Consider the following 16,415-nt stretch of genomic DNA (forward strand, 5'->3'; position numbering starts at 1 on the left):
GCACCCTGGCCATGACAACCTTAGAATTTCGGTCACCGAAATCATGGCCACGCCCCGCCCTTCCGCTGCCCGCTCGACCCGGACCCTGACGCAAACGAGCGGCACCTTCGTGCGCAGCACGCCCGGCAGTCATTCGCTCGAACGGGGGCTGGCGCTGCTGCGCGCCTTCCGGCATGGCGTGGACGTGTTGACCAACGCCGAGCTGGCCGACCGCACACAGTTGCCGCGGCCAACGGTCAGCCGCCTGACGCGCTCACTGGTGGATGCGGGTTTTCTGGCCTACGACATCGAGCAGCGGGGCTACCGGCTGACGGCCACGTGCCTCAGCCTTGCGCTGTCGTATCGCAGTTCGGAGCAGACGCTGGCGCAGGCCCTGCCCCTGATGCGTGCGCTGGCCGAGGGTCGGCGCGTGAACGTCGGCCTGGCGGTGGCCGACCAGTTGGAGATGGTCTACCTGGACTCGGTGCGCTTCAGCCGGCTGGGCATCTTCCGGCGCATCCTGCCGGGCTCGCGGCTCCCGATCGCGAGCACCTCGCTGGGCTGTGCCTTCCTGGCCGGCATGCAGGCGGCCGAACGCAAGGCCTTGCTGGGCCGGCTGCGCAAGGCGCACGGCAGCGACTGGCCCGCGTTGCAGCGGCAGGTGGACGCGGCACTCGATGCGGTGCGCGAGCAGGGCTTCTGCCACGCAAACTGGGCCGCGGGCATGACGGCGGTGGCACTGCCGCTACGCGCGCCCTCGGGCGGCCTCTATGCAATGAACGTGAGCTTTCCGACCTCGGGCGAGGTGTCGGTGGACGCCATCCAGGCGCACGCGGACTTGCTGCTACGCCTCGCGTCCGACCTGCGCAAGACATGGGGGCGCTGAAGGCGCCGCCCGCCTTGCTCAGATCGCCACCAGCTGGCGCACGCCCTGCGCTTCCATGTCTTTGCCGAGGCCGCGCGCGATGACTTCGCCGCGCTCCATCACGAGGTAGTCGTCGGCCAGCTCCTGCGCGAAGTCGTAGTACTGCTCGCACAGCACGATGGCCATGTCGCCGCGGTCGGCGAGCATGCGGATCACACGGCCGATGTCCTTGATGATGCTGGGCTGGATGCCTTCGGTGGGCTCATCGAGGATCAGCAGGCGCGGCTTGGGCGCAAGGGCACGCGCAATGGCAAGCTGCTGTTGCTGCCCGCCGGAGAGGTCGCCGCCCCGCCTGTTGATCATCTGCTTGAGCACGGGGAACAACTCGAACAGCTCCGACGGAATGGGCGTGCTGCCGCTCTTGTAGGCCAGGCCCATGCGCAGGTTTTCTTCCACCGTCAGCCTTGCGAAGATTTCGCGGCCTTGGGGGACGAAGCCGATGCCCGCTCTTGCCCTGTCGTAAGGCATGGCCTTCTGGATGGACTTGCCTTCGAGTTCGATGCTGCCGCTCTTGATGGGAACGAGGCCCATCAATGACTTCAGCAACGTGGTCTTGCCCACGCCGTTGCGGCCGAGCAGCACAGTGACCTTGCCCAGCGTGGCCTCGAAGCTCACGTCTCGCAGGATGTGGGAGCCGCCGTAGTACTGGTGGATGTTCTTGACTTTCAGCATGGCTTCGGTTCCTCAGCGGCCCAGATAGACCTCGATCACGCGCTCGTCGGCCTGCACTTCATCGAGCGTGCCTTGTGCCAGCACCGAGCCATCGCACAGCACGGTGACGATCTCGGAGATGGTGCGGATGAAGCTCATGTCGTGCTCCACCACCATCAGCGAATGCTTGCCCTTGAGCGTGAGGAACAGCTCTGCCGTGCGCGCGGTTTCCTCGTCGGTCATGCCGGCCACGGGCTCGTCGAGCAGCAGCAGCTTCGGGTCTTGCATCAGCAGCATGCCGATTTCGAGCCACTGCTTCTGGCCGTGGCTCAGGTTGCCGGCCAGGCGCGACACGCTGTCGGCCAGGTGAATCGTCTCCAGCACCTCGGCCAGCCGATCGCTCTGCGCCGAGTCGAGCTTGAACAGCATCGACGCGCGCACGCCCTTGTTGGTCTTGAGCGCCAACTCGAGGTTCTCGAACACGGTCAGGTGCTCGAACACCGTCGGCTTCTGGAACTTGCGGCCGATGCCCAGTTGCGCAATGTCGGCCTCGCGATGGCGCAGCAGGTCGATGGTGCTGCCGAAAAACACGGTGCCCGAATCGGGCCGCGTCTTGCCGGTGATGATGTCCATCATCGTCGTCTTGCCGGCGCCGTTCGGGCCGATGATGCAGCGCAGCTCGCCCGGCGCGATGTCGAGCGACAGCTTGTTGATGGCCTTGAAGCCGTCGAAGCTCACGCTCACGTCTTCGAGGTACAGGATGCGGCCGTGCGTGACGTCGACTTCGCCCGGCGTGACGTGGCGGCCGAAGTCGGCGGCACGGCCGCCCGATTCGGTGCTGCCGCTGGCATGCGACATGCCGCTGGCGCGTGCCGCGCGCTCGGCGCCGGCGTCCATCAGGTCGGGCGTCATGCGCGGGCTCCCTTCGCGTCGACAGGCAGCGATGCGGCCAGGGCGGCGGGCTCGACGCCCTGCTCCGCCGCGACGGCGCGCCGCGCCTCCTGCACAGGCTCGGCCACCGTGGCGGTGTTCGTGGCCGGCGCCTTCTCCCTCGACAACCATTTGCGCACCAGGCCCACGATGCCGTTCGGCAGGAACAGCGTGACAGCAATGAACAACGCACCGAGAAAGTACAGCCAGTACTCGGGGTACGCCACGGTCAGCCAGCTCTTGGCGCCGTTGACGATGAAGGCGCCGATGATCGGGCCGATCAGCGTGGCACGCCCGCCCACCGCCGCCCAGATGGCGATCTCGATGGAGTTGGCCGCGCTCATCTCGCCGGGGTTGATGATGCCGACCTGCGGCACATACAACGCGCCGGCCACGCCGCACATCACGGCCGAGATGACCCAGATCGTGAGCTTGTAGGGCAGCGGGTTGTAGCCCGAGAACATCACGCGCGTTTCGGCATCGCGAATGGCTTGCAGCACGCGGCCGAACTTGCTGCCGATGAGCCACTTGGCGAAGAGGAAGAAACCCAGCAGCGTGAGGCCGGTGAGCGCGAAGAGCGTCATGCGCATCTCTTGCGTGGCGATGGGAATGTTCAGGATGCGCTTGAAGTCGGTGAAGCCGTTGTTGCCGCCGAAGCCCGTCTCGTTGCGAAAGAACAGCAGCATCGCCGCGAAGGTCATGGCCTGCGTGATGATCGAGAAATACACGCCCTTGATGCGCGAGCGGAAGGCGAAGAAGCCGAACACGAAGGCGATGAAGCCCGGCACCGCAACGATGAGGATCAGCGTGGCAATGAAGCTGTCGCTGAAGGTCCAGTGCCAGGGCAGCGTCTTCCAGTCGAGGAACACCATGAAGTCGGGCAGGTCGCTCTTGTAGTTGCCGTCGCGGCCGATCTGGCGCATGAGGTACATGCCCATCATGTAGCCGCCGAGCGCGAAGAACAGGCCATGGCCCAGCGAGAGGATGCCGGTGTAGCCCCAGATCAGGTCCATGGCCAGCGCGCAGATGGCGTAGCACATGATCTTGCCGACCAGCGCCACGGCGTAGTCGCTCATGTGCAGCGGGCTGTCGACGGGCACCACGATGTTGAGCACCGGCGCGACCGCGCATACCACGATCAGCGCGACGAAGAAGGCCGTCCAGCCCTTGCCGCTCAGCAGCGGCCCTTTGGTTGGTAACGTGACCTTGCTCATGCTTCCGCGCTCCGGCCCTTCATGGCGAAGATGCCCTGAGGTCTCTTTTGAATGAAGATGATGATGAAGACAAGCACCGCGATCTTGGCGAGCACCGCGCCCGCCCAGCCTTCGATGAACTTGTTGAGAATGCCCAGCCCCAGCGCCGCATACACGGTGCCCGCGAGCTGGCCGACGCCGCCCATCACGACCACCATGAAGCTGTCGACGATGTAGCTCTGGCCCAGGTCGGGGCCGACGTTGCCGATCTGGCTCAGCGCGCAGCCCGCGAGGCCCGCGATGCCGGAGCCGAGCGCGAAGGCGTAGGTGTCGATGCGGGCGGTGTTCACGCCCATGCACGAGGCGATCGGCCGGTTCTGCGTGACGCCGCGCACGAACAGGCCCAGCCGCGTGCGGCCAATGAGCCAGCCCATGGCCAGCAACACCAGCGCCGCGAAGATGATGATGCAGATGCGGTTCCACGGCAGCGTGACGTTGCTCAGCATGGTGAAGCCGCCGCTCATCCAGCCGGGGTTTTCGACGCCGACGTTCTGCGCGCCGAAGATCGAGCGCACGAGCTGCTGCAGCATGAGGCTGATGCCCCAGGTGGCGAGCAGCGTTTCGAGCGGGCGGCCGTACAGGAAGCGGATCACGCCGCGCTCGAGCACCGCGCCCACCAGCGCCGATGCGAGGAACGACACGGGAATCGCCGCGACCAGGTACCAGCCGAAGGCCGCCTCGGGCATGTACTTCTGGAAGATGCCCTGCATCACGTAGGTGGCGTAGGCGCCGATCATCATCAGCTCGCCGTGCGCCATGTTGATGACGCCCATGAGGCCGTAGGTGATGGCCAGGCCCAGCGCGGCAAGCAGCAGCACCGAGCCCAGGCTGATGCCGCTGAACACCGCGTTGATGCGGTCGCCCCAGACCAGCGCGCCGTCGATGTTGGCGATCGATGCGGAGATGGCCGCCTTGACGTCGGCCTCGGTCTCGTCGGCCAGTCGCTGGTTGAGCAGCAGCTTGGTGTCGGGGTTGCGGTTGTTGCCCAGCTCCTTCGCCGCGGCAAGGCGCCTGGCCTTGTCGGCGCTGGTGAGCATGCTGGCGGCGCGCACCAGTTCGAGCTGGGCCTTGATCTTCGGGTTGGTCTCTGCGGCCAGCGCCTTCTCGACCATGGGCACGCGCGATTCGTCAGGCTCCTTGAAGAGCGCCTGCGCGGCTTCGGCACGCACCGCGTCGTCTTTGCTCGTGAGCTTGAGCGCGGCCTGCGCGGCATCGAGCGCGCCGCGCATGAGGTTGTTGTTGACGACGTCTTCGGCGGTGTCGGGCACCTTCAGCTCGGCGCCGGTGACGGGGTCGTAGCCTTTGTCATCCTTCATCACGAAGACCTTGTCTTCGGTGTACTTGACCGCGTCGTCGGACATGGCCTGGATGAAGGCGGCGGTCTTGTCATCGGCCGTGAGCACGGCCTTGTTGAGCGCGGCGATGCGGGCTTCGGATTCGCCGGAGGCGATGGCCTTCGCTTCGTCGGCGGTCAGCGCATGGGCGGCCGATGCCATGAGGAGCATGGCGGCGAGTGCGCAGTGAAGGGTTCGTCGAAGCATCATGAAACTGGAAGTTGGATTGGCTCCCTCCCCTTCCGGGGAGGGTTGGGGTGGGGGCACGCGGCGCCCGTTCAGGCGCGGTGACCGGATCGACCGCCGTCAGCCCCCACCCCTGCCCTCCCCCGGAGGGGGAGGGAGAAACACAGTCACATCGACTTGCCAGCCGGGTAATCCGGCTTCTTGTCATTGCCTTCGATGTACGGGCTCCACGGCTTGGCCTTCACCGGGCCCGGCGTCTTCCACACCACGTTGAACTGCCCATCGGCCTTGATCTCGCCGATGAACACGCTCTTGTGCAGGTGGTGGTTCTTCTCGTCCATCTTCGAGACGATGCCCGAGGGGGCCGTGAAGGTCTGGCCGGCCATGGCGGCGATCACCTTGTCGGTGTCGGTGCTCTTGGCCTTCTCAACCGCCTGCTTCCACATGTGGATGCCGATCCAGGTGGCTTCCATCGGGTCGTTGGTGAGCGGCTTGTCCATGTGGCCGGGGATCTTCTTGGCCTTGGCGTACTCGCTCCACTCCTTGATGAACGCCGTGTTGGTCGGGTTCTTCAGGCTCATGAAGTAGTTCCAGGCGGCCAGGTGGCCGACCAGCGGCTTGGTGTCGACACCGCGCAGTTCTTCTTCGCCCACCGAGAAGGCGACGACCGGCACGTCCTTGGCCTTCAGGCCCGCGTTGCCCAGTTCCTTGTAGAAGGGCACATTGGAGTCGCCGTTGATGGTCGACACCACGGCCGTCTTGCCGCCGGCCGAGAACTTCTTGATGTCGGCCACGATGGTCTGGTAGTCGCTGTGGCCGAAGGGGGTGTACTTCTCGTCGATGTCCTTGTCGGCCACGCCCTTGCTCTTGAGGTAGGCGCGCAGAATCTTGTTGGTGGTGCGGGGGTACACGTAGTCGGTGCCCAGCAGCACCCAGCGCTTGGCGCCGCCGCCTTCCTTGCTCATCAGGTAGTCGACCGCCGGAATGGCTTGCTGGTTGGGTGCGGCGCCCGTGTAGAACACGTTCTTGGAGAGCTCTTCACCTTCGTACTGCACGGGGTAGAACAGCAGGCCGTTCATTTCCTCGACCACCGGCAGCACCGACTTGCGCGACACCGAGGTCCAGCAGCCGAAGATCACCGAGACCTTGTCCTGGCCGAGCAGCTGCTTGGTCTTTTCAGCGAACAGCGGCCAGTTGGAAGCCGGGTCGACCACCACGGGCTCGAGCTGCTTGCCCAGCACGCCGCCCTTCTTGTTGATGTCGTCGATGGCCATCAGCACCGTGTCTTTCAACACGGTTTCCGAGATGGCCATCGTGCCCGACAGCGAGTGCAGCACGCCGACCTTGATGGTGTCGGCAGCGAATGCAGGCGCAGCAGAAATGCTGGCCAGCGCGACGGCGGCGGTGAGCGCCTTGAGTGTGAAACGACGTTGCATATGGACTCCTGCTCCGGGTGGGTTGAACCTTGTCGACAGCGCACGGCTGGCGATGGAGAGGAGTCTGCGGAATGCACCAGGAAGGGGAAATACGCCGGGTGGCGTACACGGAGGTACTCAGGCCAGCGGCGACTGCGGCGGCACCGGGTACTTGATCGCGTTCTGGAGCATCTTGCTTTTTGCCGCCTCGACGAGATCGATGCCCAGCTTGTCGGCCAGTTGCAGCAGGTAGAGAAAGACATCGGCGATCTCGGTGCCGACCTCGGCACGCTTCTCGGGCGAGAGCGACCGGCTCTGCGCCTCGGTCAGCCACTGGAAATGCTCCAGCAGCTCGGCCGCTTCCACCGAGAGCGCCGACGCGAGGTTCTTGGGCGAATGGAAGGACTCCCAGTCGCGGGCTTTGGCGAACTCGCGCAGTGCCTGATTCAGTTGTTCCAGTCCGGTGTCCATGTCGCTCCTGCCTGTCCTGTGATGCGGGCGGGAGTTTGGCATGGCGACCGGGCGCTCACCCTGGTGCAGCGGGTTGGCGGCCGCCTCGCCGGTGCAGCACCGCCACCACCAGCGCCGACACCATCAGGTAGACCAGCGCCACCCCGAACGCGGCCGAATAGCCGGCCGCATCCGTCGCATTGCCCAGCCGCCCATAGAACAGGATGCCGATCAGCGCCACGCCCAACGCATTGCTCGCCTGCTGCACCATCGACAGCACGCCCGAGGCCACGCCCGCATGCTGCGCCGGCAGGCCGGCCAGCACGGTCGAGACCAGCGGCGCCATCACCATGCCGAGCCCCGCGCCTTGCAACAGCAGCAGCGGCACCATCCACGCGACCACATGCGCGTGCCCGGCCCAGCCGACGACGTTGACGAACTGCAGCACATGGCCCGCCGCCAGCACGAGGGCGCCGAGCGCGATGGGCGGCTTGCCGCCGAAGCGGCGTGCCAGGCGCGCACCGGCCATCGAGGTGGCGAAGAAGCCGACGGCCAGCGACGTGAACACGAGGCCCGAGGTCAGCGGGTCCAGCGCCAGGCCTTGCTGCAGATAGAGCGCGAGCACGAAGTACAGCGAGGCGTTGCCCACGTAGAAGGCCAGCGTGGTCAGCAACCCCATGACGAAACGCCCGTTCGCCAGCAATGCGGGCGCCACCAGCGGCGCACCACCGCGCGCGGCAAGCCGGCGCTGCTGGAAGGCGAACGCGGCCAGCAGGGGCAGCGCGGCGGCAAGGCACAGCCAGCTCCACAGCGGCCAGCCTTGCTGGCGGCCTTCCACCAGCGGCAGCACCACGGCGACCGACCCGGCCGCCACCAGCAGCATGCCGATCAGGTCGAGCCTGCTGTTGCCGCCGTTCGCCAGCGGCGGAATCACGCGCGGCGCGAGCATCAACGCCAGCAGGCCGATGGGCACATTGATGAGGAAGCAGCTGCGCCAGCCGAGCCCCGCCAGGTCCGCATGGATCAGCAGGCCACCCACGAGCTGCCCCAGCGTAGCGCCGAGCCCCAGCGTGAGGCCGTAGGCCGCGAAGGCACGCGCGCGGTCTTCGCCAGTGAAGGCCAGGCCGATCATCGCCAGCACCTGCGGCTGCAGCAGCGCGCCGGCCAGGCCCTGCAGCACGCGGGCCGCCACCAGCAGCTCGGCATTCGGCGCGAAGCCGCAAGCGGCCGAGGCCAGCGTGAACAGCAGCAGGCCCAGCATGAACATGCGACGCCGGCCGAAGATGTCGCCGAGCCGGCCGCCGGTGATCAGGCCGGCGGCGGTGGCCAGGCCGTAGCCGGCCACCACCAGCTGCAGGGTGGCGGTGCCGGCCCGCAGCTCGCGCTGCATCGAAGGCAACGCGACGTTGACGATGAAGAAGTCCAGCACCACCAGGAAGGTGCCGCTGAGCATGACCCACAGGCCGAGCCGTCCGGGCACCGTCGCGCCCTCGCTCTTGCAGCCTGGGGAAGAAAGCGATGCGGCCGAGGCCGCCATGGGGGACTGCGTCATGAGGGCTCGAGTGTTCGACGCGGGGCGCGTCGCGGCAATGACCTCGCAGGTCATGGCCACGCGCCCGGCCTTCTCAATGGCCCGATGAATCGGTCAGCCTGTCGGCCAGCCAGACCGTCAATCAGCTCTTGTCCGCGTGCTTGAACTGCGCAGTCGCAAACGCCCAGGCCATGCGCGTGGCATCGGGCCCGGACGGATCGCTGAACATCAACTGCGCCGCGCCCCCGCTCCACGAATGCCCCAGGCCCGCGATCTCGCAGAGCACGACGACCGTGCGCCCCTTGCGCCTGAAGTCGGTCACGCGCATGGCGTAGCGCTTGCCGCGCTGCACCTCGCGCGACGGCCCCGGCCGCGCGCCCATGGCCGTGGCCCACACGGCCGCGCTGCTGGCGGCATTGCTGGGCGCCACCACCGCATCGGCGTCGCCATGCAGCACCAGCATCGGCGGCAGGGTCGTGAAGACGGCGGCGGCACCCATGGCCTTGCCGACGGCGGTGACGGGCATCGGCGGCACGTTCTGGCCGCGCATGGCACCGAGCGCGGTGGCCGACGACTTCGCGGCGCCCGGTGCCACGCCCGAATGCATGACGACCGCGCGAAAGCGGTTCGGGTAGCGCGTGGCCAGCAGGGCCGCCATGCTGGCACCGGCCGAGAGGCCCGCCAGCACCATGCGATCGCGGTCGACCGGGTAGAGCATGCAGGCCTGGTCGATGGCGGCCATCAGCGTGGCGGCCTCGGCATCGGCCTTGCCGGAGCGGCGCTCGTACCAGTTCCAGCAGCCTTGCGGATGGGCCAGCCGGTCTTGTTCGGGGTAGAGCACCAGGAAGCGGTGGCGCACCGCGAGCGCGTTCATGCGCGTGCTGGCCGCGAAGTCGCGCCCGGTCTGGCCACAGCCGTGCAGCATGACCATCAGCGGCAGCTTCTCGCCGGGCTGCAGGTCGAGGTCGGCCGGCCGGAACAGGTGATAGCCCCGCGCACCGCCCGCCCCCATCGCCATGCCGCTGAGCCAGTCGCCCTTGCCGGGCGGCGGCTTGAGCCGCTTGGCGGTCGCGCGCTGGACCTGGCCCGCCACACGCTTGCTGTTGCTCAGCGTGAGCTTGGTGAGCGCCTTCAGGTTGCGCTCGTAAGCGCGGGCAAAGACGGAAGCGGTGGAACGACGGGCCATGGCGCAGTGTGCAGGCAAAGCGCCGGGCGGCCAAACGGCCGCAAGCCGTCGTCAGTAGATCTCGGGAACGATCATGCTGGCCGGCACCGGCTGGCGCAGGTAGTCGTCATGGCGCACGCGCGCCGGCAGTTCGACCGGCGGATGCGGCACTTCCTGGTAGGGCAGTTGGCCCAGCAGGTGGCTGATGCAATTCAGGCGCGCCTTCTTCTTGTCGACCGCCTGCACCACCCACCACGGCGCCTCGGGGATGTGGGTGCGCTCCAGCATGATCTCTTTCGCCTTGGTGTATTCCTCCCAGCGGCGGCGGCTTTCCAGGTCCATCGGGCTCAGCTTCCACTGCTTGAGCGGGTCGTGGATGCGGCCGAGAAAGCGCATGTGCTGCTCGTCGTCGGTGATGGAGAACCAGTACTTGATGAGCTTGATGCCCGAGCGCACGAGCATCTTCTCGAACTCGGGCACGGTGCGGAAGAACTCCTCGTACTCGTCGTCGCTGCAAAAGCCCATGACGCGCTCGACGCCGGCGCGGTTGTACCAGCTGCGGTCGAACAGCACCATCTCGCCGGCGGCCGGCAGGTGCGCCGCATAGCGCTGGAAGTACCACTGCGTGCGCTCGCGGTCGTTGGGCGCGGGCAGCGCGGCCACGCGGGCCACGCGCGGATTCAGCCGCTGCGTGATGCGCTTGATGACACCGCCCTTGCCCGCCGCGTCGCGGCCCTCGAAAAGAATGACCACCTTCTGCTTGCTGTGCTGCACCCAGTCCTGCAGCTTGACCAGTTCGCCCTGCAGGCGGAACAGCTCCTTGAAGTAGGCCTGGCGGGCCGCCTTGTCGGTGGAGGTGGGGGCACTGGGGTCGAGCCCGTCGATGTTGCGGTCTTCGATCTCCAGTTCGAGCTCTTCGTCGTAGCTGTCGATCAGGTCGCGGGCGATGCGTTGCATCAGGTCTTCGTGGTCTGGAAGTGCGCTCGTCAGCATGATGGAAAGGAAGGAGATGGATGGGGCAGGAAAGGGCATGCTGCCCGCCGCATATGTCTGCCGCGTGACGCTTTACACACGGTTTCGGGCCGCCGACACAGCTTTGTCATATGCCGCGAACACCATCTGCAGCCACTCCAACACGAACAAAGCGCCCATGAACACGCTCGCCGCTCCCCACGCCGAGATACCGCCGGCGCCCGCCGCCGCGCACCGGCCCAAGCTCGACGCCAAGCCCGGCCCGATCACGCTGATCACCTTCGTGGGCCTGCTGGCCGCGGGCCTTCTGTTCACGGCCTGGAGCCTCGTGGGCGACGTCACCGCCTCGGGTGCGCCGGTCACGACCTGGGTTCCCTACATTCTTCTGGGCGTGGCGCTGCTGATCGCGCTGGGCTTCGAGTTCGTCAACGGCTTCCATGACACGGCCAACGCCGTGGCGACCGTCATCTATACCCACTCGCTGCCGCCCAATTTCGCGGTGGTGTGGTCGGGCTTCTTCAACTTCCTGGGCGTGCTGGTGTCCAGCGGCGCGGTGGCCTTCGGCATCATCGCGCTGCTGCCGGTCGAACTGATCCTGCAGGTGGGCTCGGGCGCGGGCTTCGCGATGGTGTTCGCGCTCCTGATCGCCGCCATCATCTGGAACCTGGGCACGTGGTGGCTCGGGCTGCCGGCCTCTTCGTCGCACACGCTGATCGGCTCGATCATCGGCGTGGGCGTGGCCAACGCGCTGATGCACGGGCGCGACGGCACCAGCGGCGTCGACTGGGCACAGGCCACCAAGGTGGGTTATTCGCTGCTGCTGTCGCCGCTGGTCGGCTTCGGTTGCGCCGCCCTGCTGCTGCTGGCGCTGCGCGCCTTCGTGAAGAACCGCGCACTGTATGAAGAGCCCAAGGGCACCGAGCCGCCGCCGTGGTGGATTCGCGGCCTGCTGATCCTGACCTGCACCGGCGTGTCGTTCGCGCACGGCTCCAACGACGGACAGAAGGGCATGGGCCTGATCATGCTGATCCTGGTGGGCACGGTGCCGATGGCCTATGCGCTGAACCGCACGATGCCCGCCAACGAAAGCGTGAAGTTCGTGGCCGTGGCCGAGATGGCACAGAACGCGCTGAACCGCAACGTGCCGACCTCGCTGCCCGCGCTGCAGCCCGCGGCCGCGCGCGAAACGCTCTCCAACTACGTACGCACCCGCGAGTTCAATCCATCGGTGGTGCCGGCCCTGGCGATCACCGCCGGCAGCATCGGCCAACAGGTGAAGGAACACGGCTCGCTGGCTGCCGTGCCGGCCGAATCGGTGGCCAACGTGCGCAACGACATGTACCTGGCCTCCGAAGCCATTCGCCACCTCGACAAGAGCGGCGCCGCAAAGTTCGATGACGAAACCAGGTTGCGCGTCGGCGCCTTCCGCGAAGAGCTGGACACGGCAACGCGCTTCATCCCGCTGTGGGTCAAGATCGCGGTCGCCATCGCGCTGGGCCTGGGCACGATGATCGGCTGGAAGCGCATCGTGGTCACGGTGGGCGAGAAGATCGGCAAGACGCACCTGAGCTACGCGCAGGGCGCATCGGCCGAAGTGGTGGCCATGCTCACCATCGGCGCGGCCGACATGTACGGCCTGCCGGTGTCGACCACGCACGTGCTGTCGTCCGGCGTGGCCGGCACGATGACGGCCAGCGGCTCGGGCCTGCAGATGTCCACGCTGCGCAACCTCGCGCTGGCCTGGGTGCTCACGCTGCCGGTGGCGATGCTGCTGTCGGGTTCGCTCTACTGGCTGTTCACCCGCCTGTTCTGACCTGCCGCTGCTGCTTTTGCCCCGTTTTCCCTGACCTGTTTTCTGATCACGCACCTTGTCGGCATTTCATGACCTCGCGGCCCAGTCTTATGGCGGCGACGAAGCCGGGCTGATTTCCGGTTACCTGTTCGACGCTTCGGCGCCGGAACCCGCGCGGGCCATCGACTCGGCGCAGGCCGCGGCATGGCTGGCCGAGCGGCGCAGCAGCAGTGGCGACGACGAGGGCGAGAACCCGGCCTACGTCTGGCTGCACTTCAACCTGAGCCATGCGCATGCGGAGCGCTGGCTGGTGCGGCATGCGAACCTGTCGGACACCTTCTACGAGACGCTGCACGAAGGCCTGCCCTCCACGCGCATCGAGCGCGCCGACGATTCGCTGATCGCCGTCATCAACGACGTGCACTTCGAGTTCAGCTTCGAGCCTTCGGACATCTCCACCCTGTGGATCAGCGTGGGCCCGCGCCTCGTGGTCACGGCGCGCACCAAGCCGCTGCGCTCGGTCGATGCGCTGCGCACGGCGGTGAAGGCGGGCGACGCGCCGCGCTCCAGCACCGAGCTGCTCGAACACCTGCTGCGCGCGCAGGCCGATGTGCTGGTGAAGATCGTGCGCGGCGTGACCTCGCGCATCGACCGCATCGAAGACGAGCTGCTGGCCGGCCGTCTCGACCACAAGCGCGCGCGGCTGGGCGTGCTGCGCCGGTTGCTGGTGCGGCTGCAGCGGCTGCTGGCGCCCGAGCCGGCCGCCCTCTTCCGCCTGCTGCAGGGCCCGCCCGCGTGGATGGCCGAGCCCGACGTGCAGGAGCTGCGCGGTTCGACGGAAGAGTTCTCGGTGGTGCTGCGCGACATGCAGGCGCTGCAGGAGCGCATCAAGCTGCTGCAGGAAGAAATAGCGGCCAACGTCAACGAGGACAACAACCGCAGCCTGTTCGTGCTGACGGTGGTCACGGTGCTGGCGCTGCCCATCAACATCCTGGCCGGCCTGTTCGGCATGAACGTGGGCGGCATTCCGCTGGCGGACCACAAGCACGGCTTCTGGATCGTGGTGGCGATCGTCGCGACCTTCACCGCGGTGGCGGCGTGGGCCGCCTTTCGCAAGAAACGCTGACAAGGCGCGAATAAACCTGCTGCGCACCCCGATCTCGCACCTGCGGTCCTCACCGTACAAAGTACGGCTCCGGTCCTCGATGCAAGCTCGGGGCGCTCGCGACGGTTTCTTCGCACCTTGTGACGCCGCATGAAGCGGGCCATTAATGCTATTTATTTAGTAGCGTCTCGCGCAGCATCCATGCGCCCGCATCGATATTCGAGACCCCATAGAATGGCGGGGTGTCCTCCATTCTCAATGCCGATCTTCACTGCCACTCCGTGGTCTCCGACGGCACACTGACGCCCGAAGAACTGGCCGCACGCGCGGCCGCCAACGGGGTCGAACTGTGGGCCCTCACCGACCACGACGAGGTCGGCGGCCAGCACCGCGCAGCCGCCGCGGCGCGCGCCAACGGCATGCGCTACCTCACCGGCACCGAGATCTCGGTGACCTTCGCGGGCGAGACCGTGCACATCGTCGGCCTGGGCTTCGACCCCGACGACGCGGCCATGACACAGGGCCTCTACGACACGCGTGGCGGCCGCGGCAAGCGCGCGCAAGAGATGTCCGAGGGGCTGGCCAAGGTCGGCATCCACGGCGCTTACGAAGGCGCGCTGCGCTTCGTCGGCAACCCCGAACTGATCTCGCGCACGCACTTCGCGCGCTTCCTGGTCGAGCAAGGCCACTGCCGGGACACCCCCGAGGTGTTTCGCAAATTCCTCACCGAAGGCAAGCCCGGCTACGTGCCGCATCGCTGGGCCTCGCTGAAAGACGCGGTGCACTGGATCACCGCCGCCCAGGGCATGGCCGTGATCGCACACCCCGGCCGCTACAAGTTCACGGCCAACGAGGAGTACGCGCTGTTCCTCGAATTCAAGGCGCATGGTGGCCAGGCGATCGAGGTCGTCACGGGCAGCCACACGCCGGCCGAGTACGTCGAATACGCCGACAAGGCGCTCGAGTTCGATTTCGCCGCCTCGCGCGGCAGCGATTTCCACAGCCCCGACGAGAGCCACTGCGATCTCGGCAAGCTGCCACCGTTGCCCGGCGCACTCACGCCGGTGTGGGAACTGCTCGGCCACCGCATCCAGCAGTGAGCCAGAGCCCCGGGCCCGGCATCGACAACGCGGCGACCGTTGCGCTGGCGAATGCACGCGCGGCGCAGCAGCAAAGCCGCAGCAAGGAATCGGAACGCATCCTCGCGGGCATCGGCCTGGTGATCGTGGCGGTGGCCTGCTTTGCCACGCTCGACACCGCCACCAAGTACTCGACGCTCGGCGTGCCCATCCTCATGGGTGTGTGGTTCCGCTATGCCTTCCAGGCGGTTGCCACCACGATGGTGCTGCTGCCGCTGCACGGCCCCTCGCTGCTGCGCACCCGGCATCCGCGCTACCAGGTGCTGCGCGGCGCGCTGCTGCTGTCGTCGAGCATCTTTTCGTTCTTGAGCCTGCGCTACATGCCGCTGGCCGAGTTCACCTCGATCGTGCTGATCGCGCCGCTGGTCATCACGCTGCTGGCGGCGACCACGCTCAAGGAGCATGTGTCGCCGCTGCGCTGGTCGCTGGTGGCGGGCGGCTTCATCGGCACGCTGGTGATTCTTCGGCCGGGCGGCAGTGCGTTCAGCTGGGCCGTGCTGCTGCCGCTCGGGCTGGTGATGACCAACGCCTGGTTCCAGGTGCTCACCAGCAAGCTGGCGCAGACCGAGAACCCGCTCACGATGCATTTCTATACGGGCTGGGTCGGCACGCTGATTGCCTCGTGCGCGCTGCCCTTCGTATGGACCGCCCTGCCCTCGTGGGAGTGGTGGGCGCTGCTGTGCCTCATGGGCTTCATGGGCACGGTGGGACACTTCATGCTGATCCTTGCGTACCAGCGCGCGCCTGCGTCCACGCTCACGCCTTACCTGTATGCGCAGATCGCCTTTGCGATGCTGGGCGGGTGGCTCATTTTTTCCCACGTGCCCGATCGCTTTTCGCTGCTCGGCATGGCGATGATCGCGGTCTGCGGCGCGGCCGGTGCATGGCTCACGGTGCGCGAGCGGCGGGTGCCCATCGAACCCGCGGAATCCTGATCAGGAGATAGCTTTATGGCCCAGTACTTCGAAGTCCACCCAGAGAACCCGCAGCAGCGGCTGCTGAAGCAGGCCGTTGCGCTGCTGGAGCGCGGCGAGATCGTCGCCGTGCCCACCGACTCCAGCTACGCGCTGGCCTGCCACCTCGACGACAAGGACGCGGTCGACCAGTTGCGCCGCATCCGCCAGGTCGACGAGAAGCACCACCTCACGCTGTTGTGCCGCGACCTGAGCGAGCTGGCCAACTACGCGCGCGTCGACAACAAGCAGTACCGCCTGCTGAAGGCCGCCACGCCCGGCCCGTACACCTTCCTGCTCGAAGCCACCAAGGAAGTGCCGCGCCGCGTGAGCCATCCGCAACGCAAGACCATCGGCCTGCGCGTGCCCGATCACAAGGTGCTGCTGGAGCTGCTCGCGCTGCACGGCGCGCCGCTGCTCGCCACCACCCTGATCGCGCCCGGCGAAACCGAAGCGCTGAACGACGCGCAGACCATCCGCGAACGCTTCGAGAAGCAGATCGGCGCCGTCATCGACGCCGGTGCCTGCCCGTCGCAGCCGACCACCGTGGTCGACCTGACGCCCATGGGCACGGGCGACGACCCCGTGGTGGTGCGGCAGGGACGCGGCGCGCTGGCCGTGCTCGGCCTCTGAAA

The 16,415-nt window shown here is 67.1% G+C and carries 15 protein-coding genes; 6 read left to right on the forward strand and 9 right to left on the reverse strand.

The features are described from left to right. Positions 1 to 43: 43 nt before the first annotated feature. Positions 44 to 865 carry an IclR family transcriptional regulator gene (locus ACGLHS_RS08100; protein WP_394478600.1) on the forward strand — a complete coding sequence of 274 codons (822 nt, stop codon included), beginning with the start codon at positions 44 to 46 and terminating at the stop codon, positions 863 to 865. Between the two features lie 18 nt (positions 866 to 883). Here ACGLHS_RS08100 and urtE read toward each other — a convergent pair whose 3' ends face one another. From urtE to ppk2, 9 genes are all read right to left on the reverse strand, one after another. Then, the gene (gene urtE, locus ACGLHS_RS08105) at positions 884 to 1,576 is read right to left on the reverse strand and encodes an urea ABC transporter ATP-binding subunit UrtE (protein WP_394478602.1); all 693 of its coding nucleotides are present in this window, start codon (positions 1,574 to 1,576) and stop codon (positions 884 to 886) included. A 12-nt stretch (positions 1,577 to 1,588) separates the two neighbouring features. Continuing rightward, positions 1,589 to 2,467 carry an urea ABC transporter ATP-binding protein UrtD gene (urtD, locus tag ACGLHS_RS08110; RefSeq protein WP_394478604.1) on the reverse strand — a complete coding sequence of 293 codons (879 nt, stop codon included), beginning with the start codon at positions 2,465 to 2,467 and terminating at the stop codon, positions 1,589 to 1,591. Beyond that, positions 2,464 to 3,699, reverse strand: a complete 1,236-nt coding sequence (urtC, locus tag ACGLHS_RS08115; RefSeq protein ID WP_394478606.1) for an urea ABC transporter permease subunit UrtC — start codon at positions 3,697 to 3,699, stop codon at positions 2,464 to 2,466. Before urtC ends, urtD begins: the two co-directional genes overlap by 4 nt. Then, positions 3,696 to 5,243, reverse strand: coding sequence for an urea ABC transporter permease subunit UrtB (gene urtB, locus ACGLHS_RS08120; RefSeq protein ID WP_394478608.1), 1,548 nt, complete (start codon positions 5,241 to 5,243; stop codon positions 3,696 to 3,698). The genes urtC and urtB overlap by 4 nt, the downstream gene beginning before the upstream one ends. Before the next feature lie 182 nt (positions 5,244 to 5,425). After that, positions 5,426 to 6,694: an urea ABC transporter substrate-binding protein gene (urtA, locus tag ACGLHS_RS08125; RefSeq protein ID WP_093238358.1), complete on the reverse strand. Its 1,269-nt coding sequence runs from the start codon at positions 6,692 to 6,694 to the stop codon at positions 5,426 to 5,428. A 117-nt stretch (positions 6,695 to 6,811) separates the two neighbouring features. Then, positions 6,812 to 7,144 (reverse strand): nucleotide pyrophosphohydrolase, encoded by a 333-nt coding sequence (locus tag ACGLHS_RS08130; protein WP_394478610.1) that lies wholly within the window; start codon positions 7,142 to 7,144, stop codon positions 6,812 to 6,814. Between the two features lie 55 nt (positions 7,145 to 7,199). Then, positions 7,200 to 8,675 (reverse strand): MFS transporter, encoded by a 1,476-nt coding sequence (locus ACGLHS_RS08135; RefSeq protein ID WP_394478611.1) that lies wholly within the window; start codon positions 8,673 to 8,675, stop codon positions 7,200 to 7,202. Between the two features lie 121 nt (positions 8,676 to 8,796). Further along, on the reverse strand, positions 8,797 to 9,840 hold the full coding sequence (locus tag ACGLHS_RS08140; protein WP_394478612.1) for an alpha/beta hydrolase family esterase: 1,044 nt from the start codon (positions 9,838 to 9,840) through the stop codon (positions 8,797 to 8,799). A gap of 51 nt (positions 9,841 to 9,891) precedes the next feature. Beyond that, entirely contained in the window at positions 9,892 to 10,812 is a 921-nt protein-coding gene (ppk2, locus tag ACGLHS_RS08145; RefSeq protein ID WP_176801053.1) for a polyphosphate kinase 2, read from the reverse strand. A 157-nt stretch (positions 10,813 to 10,969) separates the two neighbouring features. Between ppk2 and ACGLHS_RS08150 the strand changes: the two genes are divergently transcribed. From ACGLHS_RS08150 to ACGLHS_RS08170, 5 genes are all read left to right on the forward strand, one after another. Beyond that, positions 10,970 to 12,604: an inorganic phosphate transporter gene (locus ACGLHS_RS08150; RefSeq protein ID WP_394478613.1), complete on the forward strand. Its 1,635-nt coding sequence runs from the start codon at positions 10,970 to 10,972 to the stop codon at positions 12,602 to 12,604. Between the two features lie 55 nt (positions 12,605 to 12,659). Beyond that, entirely contained in the window at positions 12,660 to 13,709 is a 1,050-nt protein-coding gene (locus tag ACGLHS_RS08155) for a transporter (protein ID WP_093238352.1), read from the forward strand. 221 nt (positions 13,710 to 13,930) lie between these two features. Beyond that, entirely contained in the window at positions 13,931 to 14,788 is an 858-nt protein-coding gene (locus ACGLHS_RS08160; RefSeq protein ID WP_394478614.1) for a 3',5'-nucleoside bisphosphate phosphatase, read from the forward strand. Further along, the gene (locus ACGLHS_RS08165) at positions 14,785 to 15,762 is read left to right on the forward strand and encodes a DMT family transporter (RefSeq protein ID WP_093238349.1); all 978 of its coding nucleotides are present in this window, start codon (positions 14,785 to 14,787) and stop codon (positions 15,760 to 15,762) included. The genes ACGLHS_RS08160 and ACGLHS_RS08165 overlap by 4 nt, the downstream gene beginning before the upstream one ends. Before the next feature lie 15 nt (positions 15,763 to 15,777). Further along, positions 15,778 to 16,413: an L-threonylcarbamoyladenylate synthase gene (locus tag ACGLHS_RS08170; RefSeq protein ID WP_093238347.1), complete on the forward strand. Its 636-nt coding sequence runs from the start codon at positions 15,778 to 15,780 to the stop codon at positions 16,411 to 16,413. The last annotated feature ends 2 nt before the right edge of the window (positions 16,414 to 16,415 follow it).

It is taken from the genome of Variovorax sp. VaC1, from assembly GCF_043658315.1.
Lineage (GTDB): Bacteria > Pseudomonadota > Gammaproteobacteria > Burkholderiales > Burkholderiaceae_C > Variovorax.

Excerpts from the sequence above, each read along its gene's own strand:
- ACGLHS_RS08100 (WP_394478600.1), top strand. The coding sequence starts at position 44 with ATGGCCACGCCCCGCCCTTCCGCTGCCCGCTCGACCCGGACCCTGACG.
- urtE (WP_394478602.1), bottom strand. The coding sequence starts at position 1,576 with ATGCTGAAAGTCAAGAACATCCACCAGTACTACGGCGGCTCCCACATC.
- urtD (WP_394478604.1), bottom strand. The coding sequence starts at position 2,467 with ATGACGCCCGACCTGATGGACGCCGGCGCCGAGCGCGCGGCACGCGCC.
- urtC (WP_394478606.1), bottom strand. The coding sequence starts at position 3,699 with ATGAGCAAGGTCACGTTACCAACCAAAGGGCCGCTGCTGAGCGGCAAG.
- urtB (WP_394478608.1), bottom strand. The coding sequence starts at position 5,243 with ATGCTCCTCATGGCATCGGCCGCCCATGCGCTGACCGCCGACGAAGCG.
- urtA (WP_093238358.1), bottom strand. The coding sequence starts at position 6,694 with ATGCAACGTCGTTTCACACTCAAGGCGCTCACCGCCGCCGTCGCGCTG.
- ACGLHS_RS08130 (WP_394478610.1), bottom strand. The coding sequence starts at position 7,144 with ATGGACACCGGACTGGAACAACTGAATCAGGCACTGCGCGAGTTCGCC.
- ACGLHS_RS08135 (WP_394478611.1), bottom strand. The coding sequence starts at position 8,675 with ATGACGCAGTCCCCCATGGCGGCCTCGGCCGCATCGCTTTCTTCCCCA.
- ACGLHS_RS08140 (WP_394478612.1), bottom strand. The coding sequence starts at position 9,840 with ATGGCCCGTCGTTCCACCGCTTCCGTCTTTGCCCGCGCTTACGAGCGC.
- ppk2 (WP_176801053.1), bottom strand. The coding sequence starts at position 10,812 with ATGCTGACGAGCGCACTTCCAGACCACGAAGACCTGATGCAACGCATC.
- ACGLHS_RS08150 (WP_394478613.1), top strand. The coding sequence starts at position 10,970 with ATGAACACGCTCGCCGCTCCCCACGCCGAGATACCGCCGGCGCCCGCC.
- ACGLHS_RS08170 (WP_093238347.1), top strand. The coding sequence starts at position 15,778 with ATGGCCCAGTACTTCGAAGTCCACCCAGAGAACCCGCAGCAGCGGCTG.